We start from the raw sequence: 13,127 nt of genomic DNA, 5'->3' as shown, positions 1-13,127 counted from the left end.
GCCGAAAGCCCGCCGACCGCACTCTCGTGCGTCGGGGAGAGAATCCCTCGCCGTTACGGCGAGGCGGTCATTCAGTGAACTATCATCGACCACATCCGTCCTGTCTCGGCACCGATCACCGATCGCGACGGACCGTGACCCGTGACCGCTGTGGTCCCGTGCCAGCCGCGTACGACGTTGTTCTACGCAGTACGGACAGTAATATTTATCACCATGTTCTATCGTTGTGCGTACGAACATGTCATCAGTCCATAGCAGTACACGGACCGACCAGTACGCGTCAACGGTCAACGTCCCAAAAGTTGCGGGGATCGCGACCGCGCTCGTCGCGGCAAACATCCTGTTGATGCTGGTTGGGAGTTACACGCCGCTTGCGGACCTCGGACTCATCCTCTTCTCGAACTACTTTGTCGGAATCGGTACCTTCGTCGTCACGATCGGTGGCGGCTTCTGGGTGTCGAACAGGGGGATCGAAACGGGGAACATTCCGATCGCGGGCGCGGGCGTCACGCTGATTCAGTTCGGGTATACGCTCCTCGGCTCCGCGATCCTCGTGATTGCACCGTCCGCGCTTCGAGTTCCGGCGCTCGCTATCACGACGATCATTACGGGACTCCTCACGGCTGGCATCGTGGTCGTCGTCTACCGCACCGACCGATCGTTCGCGGGCTGGCAGACCTACGCCAAGGGACTGTTCGTCGCCGGATTCGCCGCGGGTGCTGTCGGGTTCTTCACCAATCCCTCGCTCATGCTCTTCGCGTCCGTCCTGTTCTTCCTCGGGTTCGTCACGGATCTCACGTACGAGATCTGGGCCGTCAAGGAGAACAGGTACGCGAGTCCGATCCGGAACGCCATCGGTATCTACATCGCCGTGATGGGCGTCTTCATCCACATCCTGCGGTTGGTGCTGTACGCTCTCTCCGTCCTCGATAACTGACGTCGCGGTGTAGGCTTCTCGAGCGGAAGCGAGACCCGGTCAGGAAATCGGGCTCGCCCGTCGTTCCGCCCGAGCCGCGATGGCCTCGTTCATCTCGATGAACGCTCTTTCGACACGGAGTTCGTCGAACACGAACGGGACAAACGCGCCTCGAACGGTCTCCCGCTGGAGCAATCGCGTCCGCTGACTGTCATCGGAGGGTGCGTTCGACGATTGCTTCGGTCCACTCGACTCACGATCGTCGATCGGCTCGAGGTGGAACTCGTGATAGCGGTCGAACGCGAAGGGGACGACGAGCCGGTCGAGCCAGGCGAGCCGCCTGTGGGGGTCGATCGCGACGGCCATCGGGCCGTCGTGAAGGCGGAAGTCCACATCACTGCGGCGTCGCGCCGTCGCCGTATCGACTGCGACGCCTTCGATCCGCCGCTCGACCGGATCCCATTCGGGATAGGTATCGAAGGCGAGAAGGGCGTCCCAGACGACCGCCGGCGGCGCGTCGATGTCGACGAACACCTCGACCTGCTTCATGCGAACGGGTACCACCCCAGAACGGATGGCTGTACCGGTCGCTGCACCCGCTGTCGGCTACGCACTGTCGTTGAACCGGCGGTTCGTCGAGAGCGGCGCGTCGCCGGGTTCGCCCCGGACGAAGTGGCCCGCCGGGTTGATCTCGCCGTCGCGCTCCATCGAGAGGAGTTCGACGAACCACGCCTCGTGTTCGATCTCTTCCTGCAAGATGCGCTGGGCCATGTCGTAGGTCCGGGGATCGACGCCGTGGGTCATGTCGCAGATCTCCGACCACGTCCGAATGGCACAGCGCTCGGCCTCGAGCAGCACCTCGAGAATGTGCTCGGCGTCGAGGCCGTGGGTGTCGAAGCCGCCGTCGTCGTCCATGGGAGTCGGTACCTCGGCGTCCGGACAGGACGCTCGATCCGCAAACTCCCGAATGTCGTTGGGCAGCGCGCCGCCGAGTTCGTACACTCGCGGCGCGACCAGTTCGAAGTGGGCCCGATCCTCGAGGCGGGCGTCCTCGGTGATCTCCTTGTAGTCCTCGTGGCCGGCCAGATGCATTCGCAGGTTCGTGTAGTAGTAGTACGTGGTGAACTCCGCCCCGATGGCGTCTATCAGTTTCTCGCGCAGTTCCTCCGGCTCGAGTCCGCGCTCGCGAAGCACCGCCATCCCGACGCGTTCGCTCGTATCCCCGGCACCGACGTTGCCTGCCGCGTGTGGTTTCTCGTCGGACATTACCGATCCACTCCCATAACTCGAGGCATCAACCTTTGCCTGCAATTGCAGCCAGTCGCCGACCCCGTCCCGTCGGCCCGTCGATTCCGGTCCCCAGCGTTTTGCTCGGCTCTCGGCCGACCAGCGCGACCGCAATATCCTTAGTCGCCAACCCCTGAGGGTCGTGCATGCACGGTTCGGATCACGGGCTCTCGCGTCGCGCGTTCGTCCGCAGCGCAGTCGCCATCGGCGGTGCAAGCGCGCTCGCCGCCTGCCTCCAGCGCGAGGAAACCGAGGACGTGCCCCAGGCGAGTCTCTCCCCCGACGAGCTCCCCGAGCGCCAGCACGCCTGGAACGACTTCCTCGCGACGGACGACCACGGAAACGTCGAACCGCCCGAGCACCACCTCCTGCTCGGCCTCGAGTACGTCGGCGACGGCCCGGCCGACGCCGAGGGCGAGCGAGAGCGAATCGAGGCCGCGCTCCGGACCCTCGAGCGGGCCTACGAGCGCGGCAACGACGGGCTCGCGTTCACGCTCGGGTACGGTCCCCGATACGTCGACCGATTCGAGACCGATCTCCCGGAGACGGTCGACCTGCCCGACCCGGAAGCGCTCGCGCCGATCGAGGACCCACGGCTCGACGAGTACGACGCACTCGTCCACCTGGCCAGCGACTACGGCCACGTCACGCTGAGCGCCGAGGAGGCGCTGACGGGCGAACTCGAGGAACTCAACGGGATCGCGGTCGAGGACTCGTTCGACGGGATCTTCGACGTCGCGGATCGCCGAACGGGATTCATCGGTCGCGGGCTCCCGGCGAAGAACCAGTCCGGCGTCGGGGGCATCCCCGACAGCGAGCCCGTCCCGGAGGACGCGCCGCTGTTCATGGGGTTCAAATCGGGGTTCAGGAAGACGCAGGCGAGCGAGGACCGCGTGACGATTCCGGACGGCCCGTTCGCCGGCGGGACGACGATCCACCTCTCGAAGATCCAGCTTCACCTCCACCAGTGGTACGAACAGGACAGTCGCGACCAGCGCGTCGCCAAGATGTTCTCCCCGACCCACGCCGAGGAGGGGCTCGTCGACGGGGCCGGCCACAACCTCGGGGACTCGAGCGGGATCGCCGACATCCCGGGGAGCGCGGCCGAAGACGCCCGAAACCCCGGGACCGTCGGCCACGCCCAGAAGGCCGCTCGTGCCCGCGAGGACGGCGAGCCGATCATCCTCCGGCGGGACTTCGATTCGACCGACGACGGCAGGGCGGCGGTCCACTTCCTCTCCCTGCAGCGGTCGATCGCGGACTTCGTGAAAACGCGGCGGGCGATGACCGGACGCGACCTCACCGAGGGCTCGGTCGGGTCGCGGACGAACAACGGCATCCTCCAGTACATCAGCGTCCGCAACCGGGCGAACTACCTCGTCCCGCCGCGCGGCCGTCGCGCCTTGCCCGAGCCGAACCCGACGTAGCAGTACTGGGCGTCTCATTCGCCCTGTCTTTCGGCACGAGGACTGTTTCGTGACCGATGGCCATTCGGCTGGTACACACCACCGGGTCGGCCTTTATCCGCATCCTCAGTGATCGGTCACGTATGTCGTCATCACGACGGCGGTTCCTCGAATTGGGGGCGGTGGCATCGATCGGCGGTATCGCGGGCACGGCCGGCGTCGGCGCAGCCCAGTCCGACGGCGAGAACGGCAGTGAGAGCGGAACCAGCGGCGATCCTGAAGTCACGGTTACCGCCAGGCAAGAACCGGGCAACGCCGTCTACTGGGTGCGTCCCGGTCCCCGGCCGTTGAGTCCGATGGTGTTCGGAACCGAAGCGAACCCGCGGACCGGCACCGATCTCCTCGAGGCGCGGATCGAACAGGCGAGTCGGTTGCCGTCGCCGCTCGGCGAGGCCGTTCCACAGCTGCTCGAGGAGCTCCCGTTCCTCGTGGCCGCGCCCGACGAGGCGCGCGAACCGATCGACGATTCGGACGGCAACTCGAACGGCTCGAACGGGGACTCGATCGCCCAGCAGCGGCTGGCCGAACCGACGCTGTACAGCAACGATGCCGAAGTAACCAGTGGAGCGTTCGAGATCAGCTATCGGGATCACCGGCCATACGATCTCCCCGGGCAACCGGGCGATACGCCCGATCAGGTCGACCTCGACGCGCAGTTCACCGATCCGGCGGGCAACGAGTACGAACTCGAGCACGATCACGTCATCCAACCGCCGATTCCGGGCTACGAGACCGGCGGCGGCGTGTTGACGGGCGGGCAGCTACACGGCATTTCGGGAACTGGCTCACCGCTGTTTCCGCAGGTGTACACCTACGGCGCGTCCTGGGGCGTCGGCCACGTCACCATCAACGGCGAACGGGCCACCGACGACGGGATGCGCGTTATCCATTTCATGACGACCCAGACGGTGCGGGACGAGCAGTACCGGATGGCGCTCGACGAGGAGATGCCCCTCGATCCGGACACGACGATCGCGGGGCAGGCCCATCACACCCACGGCGTCGTCCTGCCGATCAAACCGACGCCCGACGGCCCGGTGTACGCGCCGGTCCCGACCGCCTTCGAACTCCCCAACGGCGAGACGCAGCCGTTCGTTCACGCCATGTGGGAGCAAGACGAGATCGTCGAGGGACCGTTCGCGGACTGGAACGATCCCGACACAGCGAACGGACGAGCGGCCGATACCGGTAACGCTGCCGACACACAGGCCGATATCCGGCTCCTCGGGGAAGCACCCGGCTGGCAAGGCGAGGCCCCGGACGCCATCACGGGGACCGAAAACCCGACGCTGCCGCTCGAGGAGGGGGCCGAGTACACCCTCATCTGGGAGAACGGCGACGGCCTGCAGCACAACTTCGCGATCGAAGACGAGACCGGCGAGGAGCTGCTCGCCTCGGAGTTCATGAATCAGGACGGAGCGACCCAGACGGTTACGTTCACTGCGTCGGCCGAGATGGCCGAGTACTACTGTCAGGTCCACCCCGAGTCGATGCGCGGCTCGATCGACGTGCAGTGATCGGCGGCCTCGAGCGGCGCAATCGGACGCTCGCCCCCTCGTGACTCCGGTATCGACGCTCGATACGCGGGGGTCGAATTCACGCGTTCGGAACGTGCGTCCGGCTCCCGCTGGCTGCGAGGGCGTCGAACAGCGCCGCGGCGTCGTCCGCCAGGGGGTACGCGTCGTGGAAGGGATCGACGTCGCGGTCGGTCCCGGAGACGAACTGCACCGCGTCCGCGACGCGCTCGTAGCGCTCGTCGACGATGTCCTGCACGAGCACCGGCATTCCGGCCCGCTCGCACAGCTCCGCCGCCGCGGCTCGGCCCGCCCAGACCGTCTCGGCTTCGATATCGGCGAGAAACAGCGCGAACGGCGTCTCGCCGAACTGGGCCTCGAGGAACGCCTGTGCAGCCGGGTCGTCCCACGGGACGACGCCGACCGCCTCGAGCCGGCGCATCGCGGTCGAGGCCGCCGAGCAGAAGGGGCAGTCGCCGTCGTAGAGCAGGACGCCGGTGAACTGCGGCTCGGTCATAGCCGCCCGTACGTCGCGAGCGCGGAAAACGTTCGGTGGGGCAGTCGCCGGTATCGTCCCGCGTCCCGTTCGCCGACCTACCCGAACTTCGATCGCCCCGGCGGCCGGTCGTGTTCCGCGCGGTGGCGAAGCAGTTCGTCGTACCGTTCGACCTCGATGACGCAGTCCGAGCGGGGGCGCGCGACGCAGGTGAGGACGAAGCCCGCGTCCTCGTCTTCCGGGTAGTAGCGCTTGGCCCGGCTGTGGTCCACCTCGCCCTCGAGAAGCTTCGCGCCGCACGTGATGCACCACCCCTGCTGGCAGTCGGCGGAGAGCCAGAGCCCCGCCGATCGGGCCGCCGCGAGAATCGCTTCGTCGTCGCGGACCTCGATCGTCCGGGATTCCCCGGCGGCGTCCAGCTCGGCGTCCGCCGGGACGCGTAGTTCGACCTCCCACGTCGTGGGGGCTGTCACGGGTACGTGTTCGGTCGGCCGACGAAAAGGCCTGCGGCCGGACGGTCGCAAGCCACCGCCCAGCGCGACTGGGAACGCGGCGTACGAACGTCACCCGTTCCGCCTTCCATAGGATCTTTACCCTCGAGACCGACCGGAGAACCGATGCGAGCCGCAGCGTTCACCGATCTGATCGGCCCGGACGGAGTGAGCACGATCGAGCGCGAGGTCCCCGACTGCGGCCCCGAAGCGGCGCTGGTCGACGTCGAGGCCTGCGCGATCAACCGCCACGACCTCTGGATCCTCGAGGGGGAGTCGGCGATGGTCGACGCCACCGACCTGCCGTTCGTCACGGGCCTGGACGTGGCCGGCGTCGTGAGCGAGGTCGGCGACGACGTCCGCGGCGTCGAACCCGGCGACGAGGTCGTCCTCTGCCCGAACCAGACCTGCGGTTCCTGTCGGTTCTGCCGCGAGGGGCCGGAGAACCTGTGCGAACGGTTCTCGCTGTATCACGGCGGCCTCGCGGAGACCGCCCGCGTGCAGGCCGATCGCCTCATCCCGCTGCCCGAGGGCGTCGACGCGACGACGGCCGCCGCGATTCCGACGGCGTCCATGACCGCCTTCCACATGCTCCGGCGGGCCGAGGTCGGTCCCGGCGATCTGGTGTTCGTCCCCGGTGCGACCGGCGGCGTCGGCGTCGCGACCGTCCAACTCGCCGATATCTTCGGTGCCGAGACGATCGGCACGTCCTCCTCGGAAGCGAAACTCGAGCGGGTCCGCGAACTCGGGCTCGATCACGGGATTCGATCCGCCGACGTCGACGACATTCGCGAGGCCGTCGAGGGGATCGGCGCGCCGGACGCGGTGATCAATCACCTCGGCGGGGAGTTCACCGAGCTGGGACAGTCGGTCATGCGTCGCGGCGGGACGATGACGATCTGCGGCCGCACGGCCGGCGGCGAGTCGACGATTCGCGTGGCGAACCTCTTTCTCGGACACAAGCGCGTTATCGGCTCCACGATGGGCACCCAGGACGATCTCCGGCGACTCGTCGACCTCGCGGCCGACGGCGACCTGGCACCCGAGATCGACGAGACCTACGCGCTCGAGGACACCGACGCGGCCTTCGCGGCGATGCAAGACCGCGAGACCGTCGGGAAGATCGTCGTCGAGCCGTAGGTGGGCGACTCCACCGAGGACTCGGTATCGGCCGCCCGTGCGTTCCGCGACGGGCGGGAACGGAAGTGGCGCTGCCTGGAGCGTTGGGGGCGCTGTCGGTCGCTCTCGTCCCGATGTCTCCGGAGACACCACCGTCCGCGATGCGGACGGTTCGGCCGGAAGGCGCTGGCCCGACCTATTTTGGTCCGGTGATCGACCGTTCGGTATGACGAGTATCGCGATCACCGGCGCGGCAGGGAACGTCGGCAGAGAGGCCGTCGACGCCTTTCCGGACGACGACCACGAGCTCACGCTCTTCTCCCACAGCGAGACCGAAGACCTGGACGCGACGCCGCTCGAGATCACCGACCGCGAGGAGTTTCTGGACGCTCTCGACGGGCAGGACGTGCTGATCCACCTCGCGGCCAACCCGTCGCCGCGGGCCGAGTGGGACGAGGTGAGCGGGCCGAACGTCGACGGGGTCTACAACACCTTCGAGGCGGCGGCCGAAAACGGACTCGAGCGGGTCGTCTTCGCGAGTTCGAACCACGCGGTCAACATGAAAAACACCGTCTCGGGAATCCGACCGGAGTCGACGGTCGGCACACCCGAGATCGTCCGGCCGGCCGATCCGACGGACCCAGACACCTACTACGGCGTCACGAAGGTCTTCGGCGAGGCGATGGGGTCGTACTACGCGAACCGCCACGGGTTCGACGTCGTGAACCTGCGGATCGGCTGGCTGCTCACCCGCGACGAACTCCGCCAGGAGTGTCGAGAACGGGACGCCTCCGGCGAGCGCTACGCCCGCGCGATGTGGCTCAGCCCCGACGACTGTCGACGGCTCCTCAACGCGGCCGCGACGACGGCACTCGACGGCTCGCCCCTGATCGCCCACGGGATCTCCGACAACTCCGAGCGATTCCTCTCGCTGTCCGAGACCATGCAGTCGCTCGCGTATCGACCGCAGGACGACGCCGAAGCGGTGCTGAGCGACGACTCGAGCGGGCGCGACGGTCTCGACTCGCCCTGATGTCACGGACGACGCAGCGTCGGTCGCCTCGAGAGCCCGTCGGACGACCCGTGAGATCGAAAGACGGAATACCGACACGTTCCTACCGTCACACATGTCAGTCAAGGTGTCCGAGTCGACGGGCTACGGGCCGAACACACAGATGTCCCTGTTCGGCTACATCATGGCCGCGGTACTCGTCGTCGTTTTGCTGCCGCTGATCCCCGTCCTCGTCCCGGCGTGGATTCTCTGGAAGCTATTCGTCTCCGAGGAGGAGTTCGAACACAGCTTCGAGAACTGGCGGCGCGAGTCCGGTCGGACCGCGTCCGATCGGGCCGACTCCGCCTCCGGCGCGGCCGACGAAACCGAGCCCGCGGAAACCGATCCCGAACCCGAAGACGCGGACGCCGACCGAAGCGAGGCCGATCAGACGGCCGCGGAGTCGTAAGCCCGCCGGCTCGGTTCCTTCTCTCTCGAGCGCGCTCCGTTACTCGTCGGCGCTCGCGCCCGCGAGGAGGGCCGAAGGCGGTCCGCCCGGCAGCTCGTCGCGGTCGTGGGGGGCGTCGAACTCCGGATCGGGGCCGCGGGCGACGATCCGGTGGGGATTCACGTCCGGGTGGGTCGTGTAGTAGTGTTCCTTGATGTGGTCCATGTTCACCGTCCGGGCGACGCCCGGTGTCTGGTAGAGGTCCCGCAGGTACGGCCAGAGGTTGTCGTACTCCCGGACGTACTGGACGTTACACATGAAGTGCGTGTGATAGACGTTGTCGAATCGAACGAGCGTCGTGAACATCGCGATGTCGGCCTCGGTCAGTCGGTCGCCGGCGAGGTAGCGCTGCTCTGCCAGCACCTCGTCCCAGTGATCGAGCGCCGCGAAGAGGTCGTCGACCGCCTCGTCGTAGGGGTCTTGCTTCGTCGCGAACCCGGCCCGATAGACGCCGTTGTTGATCGGCTCGTAGATCTCGTCGACGATTCGATCGACCGCCGCCCGATAGCCCTCGGGGTAGAGATCGACGTTCCGCGAGGCGAGGCTCCCGAACTCGGTGGCGAGCATCCGCATGATCTCTGCGGACTCGTTGTTGACGATGGTGTCCTCTCGTTTGTCCCACAGGACCGGCACGGTCACGCGACAGGTCGCGTCCGGGTCCGCGCGCACGTACAGCTCTCGGAGATAGTCCGCGCCGTGGACGTGATCGGGCGTACAACCCGCCTTGTCGGGCGTGAACTGCCAGCCGTCTTCGTCGCGATACGGGTCGACCACCGAGACGGAGATCGCGTCCTCGAGTCCCGTCAGCGCCCGCGTCACGAGCGCCCGGTGGGCCCACGGACAGGCGGCGGAGACGTACAGGTGGTATCGGCCCGCCTCGGGCTGGAACCGGGCGTCGGGATCGTCTCGGATCTCGTTTCGAAACGTCGTCGACTGCCGTTCGAACGAGCCGTCGTCGTCGGTCGTGTCGTACGCGTCGGTCCGCCACTCCCCGTCGACGAGCATATTCATACCCCGACGTACGGTCGGTGGGTTCATATGGCCTCGCTAACACTCGCGTTACCGGGCCGCGAGCCGCCGACTCGCGCCGGATCAGGCGACCACGCTACCGACCCAGTAGCTCGCACCGAGCGCGATGAGGGCGACCCCCTCGAGACGGGTGAGCCGTCGGCCCGTTGCGAGTACCGCGGTCGTGAAGGCGGTCAGTACGGCGAGCCACGCCAGCGCGGGGAAGACGGCGGGAGCGACCGTGAGCGGACGGATCGACGCTGCGACCCCCAGCACGCCGAGGACGTTGAAGACGCTCGAGCCGACGACGTTCCCCGCGGCGATGCTGACGTTCTCCCCGCGTGCGGCCACGACCGAGGTCACGAGTTCCGGCACCGAGGTGCCAGCCGCGACGATCGTCGCGCCGACGACCCACTCCGAGACGCCGGCGGTCAGCGCTACCCCGACCGCGCCGTCGACCAGCAGCCGGCCGCCGACGATCACCAGCGCGAGGCCGGCGACGACGCTGACGATGTCCAGGCCGAGGCGCGTCGCTCCGCCGACGGCGGTGGACCCGACCGGCAACGACGAGCGGTCCACGGCCTCGAGCGACGCGGACGCCCCGTTCGCCGCGGCGTCGTCGCCCGTCCGAATCGCGAGGCCGAGCGCGCCGAGGTAGCAGCCCAGGAGCACGAGGAGTATCGCACCGTCGAGCCGCGAGACGACGGCGTTTGCGAGGACGGCGGCCGCGACGACCGTCGATGCCGCCATCGTGAGCACGTCACGACGGAGCAGTTGGCCGGTGATTCGAAACGGCGAGAGCGTGGCAACTGCCCCGAGGATGATGCCGAGATTGAACACGTTCGAGCCGACGACGTTCCCGACCGCGACGTTACCCTGCCCCTCGAGCGCGGCACCGGTCGAAACGACGAGTTCCGGCGCGGAGGTTCCGAACGCGACGACCGTGAGGCCGACGACGAGCGCGGAGACGCCGGCCGCGCTCGCGAGTCTCGAGGCACCGGTTACGAGCAGGCGGGCACCGATCCACAGCGCGAACATGCCGGCGACAAACGCGACGGCGTCTCCGACGGGCACCATCATCGTGCGTCTCTTCGGACGGGGCCGTAAAAAGCGCCGGGAACGGCCGTCAGCGGTCGACGCACCAGTTCGGGAAACGTATTCGAGGGGACGTACAAGCGTTTAAGCGCCTCGCGTGAGCACTCGAGTCCATACATGGCAGACGACGGGGATCGACACCGCCAGAGCCGCCTGTTCACGGACGACGACGGCGGATTCGACGCCGACCGCGCGCGGGAGGAGTCCCTCCCGGTCGAGGACGGCGAGGTGATCGATACCGACGACCTGGCCGACCATCAGCGCTACCTGGAGGGCCGTGGAATCTACGACGAGCGCAACCGGGTGAACGATCTCACGGGCAGGGAGTGGAAGTACGCCACGAAGTCCGTGATCGCCGAGGGCTATCCGCCCGCCGTCCAGCACGACCTGCGCAGCGATCACGGCGGCCAGAAACCGCCGCGGCTCTGCGCGGAGCTGATCGGCCGGTTCAGCAAGGCCGGCGACACCGTCCTCGACCCGTTCGCCGGCGTCGGCGGCACTTTGCTGGGCGCGAGCTTCTGCGAACACGAGGGTACCGGGCGTCGCGAGGCGATCGGCTTCGAGCGCACCGAGCGCTGGATCGAGATCTATCGGACGGTCCTCGAGCGGGAAAACGAAGCGCGCGGGGCTCGCGGCGACCCGCCGCTCGCCGCCCAGGACATGCGCCACGGCGACTGTGCCGACCTGATCGACGACGTGCCCGACGACGACGTGGAGCTTCTGCTGACCGACGTTCCCTACTGGCACATGGACGAACTCGAGCAGACGCGCAACGAGCGTCGGACTCGAGAGAGCAAGCTTGGATCGTTCGACGGGCCGGACGGGACCGACGCGGCCGCCGATATCGAGGCCGGCGACGACGGCGGGGAGTGGGACTCCAAGGACGACTGGCTCGCCGACATGGCCGACAAGTTCGACCGATTCGCGGACGCCGTCGCGCCGGACGGCCACGTCGTCGTCTTCATCGGCGACATGTACCGCGAGCAGTCCTACGAGTTTCTCTCGGCGGATCTCGCGCGAGCGATCGAATCGACGGCCCCGCTGACGCTGGCGGCGAACCTGATCTGGTACGACCCCACGAAAGACCTCCACGTCTACGGCTACCCGTTTTCGTTCGTCCCCTCGATGGTCCACCAGAACGTCCTCGTCTTCCGCCTCGAGGAGGGGAACGAAACGGATACCTGACGTCCGACGACGGCTCGTCTGACTCCCGTCGGTCGATCGTCTGACGCAGTTTTATTGGTCCCCGTCGTGACGTGTCGAACAGGCGCGCGGCGGTCTCCCCACCCCTCCCAATCCCCCATCCGCCGGTGCGCCTGTACCCGTTTCTCTCCCTTTCGATACGCGATCGAACCGCCGGTCAGGCGGTGGCGGGCAACAGCGTCGACCGAACCTCCTCCGTCCGATCGGTCTCGGCGATGACCGCGACCTCGTCGCCGACCTCGAGTTCGGTTCCTGGAAGCGGAATGGTCAGGGGTTCTCGCGCGCGGCCGTGGGCGTAGATTCGCGCGGATTCCGGGAGTTCGAGTTCGCTCATTCGCTTGCCGACTGCCGGCGACCCCTCCCGGATCTCGAGGACGGTCAACTGGAGGTTCGCGGCGAGGTCGGCGACGACGTTGAAGTCGCCGCCGAGCAGGGCTGTCTTCGCGCCCGCCGCCCCCAGACGCTCCGGATAGACGATCTCGTCGACCTCCGCGGCGTACTTCTCGTAGATGTCCTCGCGGTAGTCCTCGTCGATTCGCAGAACGGTCCGACAGCCGTGGTGCGTGCCGACCATACAGGCCGCGAAGTTGGCGTTGAGATCGGGCGTGAACGCGCCGATCGCGTCGGCGCTCTCGATGCCCGCGTCGACGAGCACGTCCTCGTCGGCCCCGTCACCGCGAACCGTCTCGAGTCCGTCGTTGCTGGCGCGATCGATGCGATCCGCGTCGCTGTCGACGATCACGACGTCGTGGCCCTCCTCGTCGAGGATCCTCGCGGTCCGCGATCCGACCCGACCGTATCCCACGATGACAAACCTCATGCTACCGTGGTACGCGCTCCGAGGTGAAATACGTTAGTCCGTCTCGCCACGGGAGCGCGTTCGATCCCCGGCCGACGCGAGCGATCGAACTAGCAGTCGATCCGTCTCACCCGGGTTCCGCCTCGGCGGCAAATGTGCACATATGTGGATACTACGCTCGCAGATCCGGACAGGAACGTTTAACTAATCGCTCTGGTTATGCTCGGACATCCA

Annotated in this window: 14 protein-coding genes; 7 read left to right on the top strand and 7 right to left on the bottom strand. The window is 67.3% G+C overall.

The window, feature by feature from the left end; translation table 11 throughout:
- Positions 1–238: 238 nt before the first annotated feature.
- Positions 239–937 (top strand): hypothetical protein, encoded by a 699-nt coding sequence (locus tag BMX07_RS01850; RefSeq protein WP_090612767.1) that lies wholly within the window; start codon positions 239–241, stop codon positions 935–937.
- Between the two features lie 39 nt (positions 938–976).
- Here BMX07_RS01850 and BMX07_RS01845 read toward each other — a convergent pair whose 3' ends face one another.
- Together BMX07_RS01845 and dps are read right to left on the bottom strand one after the other, a co-directional pair.
- Positions 977–1,465, bottom strand: coding sequence for an SRPBCC family protein (locus BMX07_RS01845; RefSeq protein WP_090612763.1), 489 nt, complete (start codon positions 1,463–1,465; stop codon positions 977–979).
- A gap of 57 nt (positions 1,466–1,522) precedes the next feature.
- Complete coding sequence (gene dps, locus BMX07_RS01840) at positions 1,523–2,182, bottom strand: DNA protection during starvation protein (RefSeq protein ID WP_090612760.1); 660 nt, start codon at positions 2,180–2,182, stop codon at positions 1,523–1,525.
- 167 nt (positions 2,183–2,349) lie between these two features.
- Here dps and BMX07_RS01835 point away from each other — a divergent pair, with 167 nt between their 5' ends.
- Positions 2,350–3,630 (top strand): DUF7405 family protein, encoded by a 1,281-nt coding sequence (locus BMX07_RS01835; protein ID WP_090612755.1) that lies wholly within the window; start codon positions 2,350–2,352, stop codon positions 3,628–3,630.
- 122 nt (positions 3,631–3,752) lie between these two features.
- Positions 3,753–5,186, top strand: a complete 1,434-nt coding sequence (locus BMX07_RS01830; RefSeq protein ID WP_090612752.1) for a cupredoxin domain-containing protein — start codon at positions 3,753–3,755, stop codon at positions 5,184–5,186.
- A 79-nt stretch (positions 5,187–5,265) separates the two neighbouring features.
- Here the strand turns inward: BMX07_RS01830 and BMX07_RS01825 are convergent, their stop codons facing one another.
- Positions 5,266–5,700 carry a thiol-disulfide oxidoreductase DCC family protein gene (locus BMX07_RS01825; RefSeq protein WP_090612747.1) on the bottom strand — a complete coding sequence of 145 codons (435 nt, stop codon included), beginning with the start codon at positions 5,698–5,700 and terminating at the stop codon, positions 5,266–5,268.
- A 77-nt stretch (positions 5,701–5,777) separates the two neighbouring features.
- Complete coding sequence (locus tag BMX07_RS01820) at positions 5,778–6,152, bottom strand: 2Fe-2S iron-sulfur cluster-binding protein (RefSeq protein WP_090612743.1); 375 nt, start codon at positions 6,150–6,152, stop codon at positions 5,778–5,780.
- Positions 6,153–6,296: 144 nt separating this feature from the next.
- Here BMX07_RS01820 and BMX07_RS01815 point away from each other — a divergent pair, with 144 nt between their 5' ends.
- From BMX07_RS01815 to BMX07_RS01805, 3 genes are all read left to right on the top strand, one after another.
- Positions 6,297–7,310, top strand: a complete 1,014-nt coding sequence (locus tag BMX07_RS01815) for an alcohol dehydrogenase catalytic domain-containing protein (protein WP_090612739.1) — start codon at positions 6,297–6,299, stop codon at positions 7,308–7,310.
- 205 nt (positions 7,311–7,515) lie between these two features.
- On the top strand, positions 7,516–8,322 hold the full coding sequence (locus BMX07_RS01810) for an NAD-dependent epimerase/dehydratase family protein (RefSeq protein WP_090612736.1): 807 nt from the start codon (positions 7,516–7,518) through the stop codon (positions 8,320–8,322).
- Between the two features lie 94 nt (positions 8,323–8,416).
- Positions 8,417–8,749, top strand: coding sequence for a DUF7535 family protein (locus BMX07_RS01805; RefSeq protein ID WP_090612733.1), 333 nt, complete (start codon positions 8,417–8,419; stop codon positions 8,747–8,749).
- Positions 8,750–8,788: 39 nt separating this feature from the next.
- Here BMX07_RS01805 and BMX07_RS01800 read toward each other — a convergent pair whose 3' ends face one another.
- Positions 8,789–9,799, bottom strand: coding sequence for a glutathione S-transferase family protein (locus BMX07_RS01800; protein WP_090612729.1), 1,011 nt, complete (start codon positions 9,797–9,799; stop codon positions 8,789–8,791).
- Positions 9,800–9,880: 81 nt separating this feature from the next.
- Positions 9,881–10,873: a calcium/sodium antiporter gene (locus BMX07_RS01795; RefSeq protein WP_090614761.1), complete on the bottom strand. Its 993-nt coding sequence runs from the start codon at positions 10,871–10,873 to the stop codon at positions 9,881–9,883.
- A gap of 135 nt (positions 10,874–11,008) precedes the next feature.
- Between BMX07_RS01795 and BMX07_RS01790 the strand changes: the two genes are divergently transcribed.
- On the top strand, positions 11,009–12,076 hold the full coding sequence (locus tag BMX07_RS01790; protein ID WP_090612726.1) for a DNA methyltransferase: 1,068 nt from the start codon (positions 11,009–11,011) through the stop codon (positions 12,074–12,076).
- Between the two features lie 175 nt (positions 12,077–12,251).
- Here the strand turns inward: BMX07_RS01790 and BMX07_RS01785 are convergent, their stop codons facing one another.
- Complete coding sequence (locus BMX07_RS01785) at positions 12,252–12,914, bottom strand: potassium channel family protein (protein WP_090612723.1); 663 nt, start codon at positions 12,912–12,914, stop codon at positions 12,252–12,254.
- Positions 12,915–13,127: the final 213 nt, after the last annotated feature.

It is taken from the genome of Natrinema salaciae, from assembly GCF_900110865.1.
Taxonomy (GTDB): Archaea; Halobacteriota; Halobacteria; order Halobacteriales; family Natrialbaceae; genus Natrinema; species Natrinema salaciae.
This window is presented reverse-complemented; position numbering and strand designations above follow the sequence as displayed.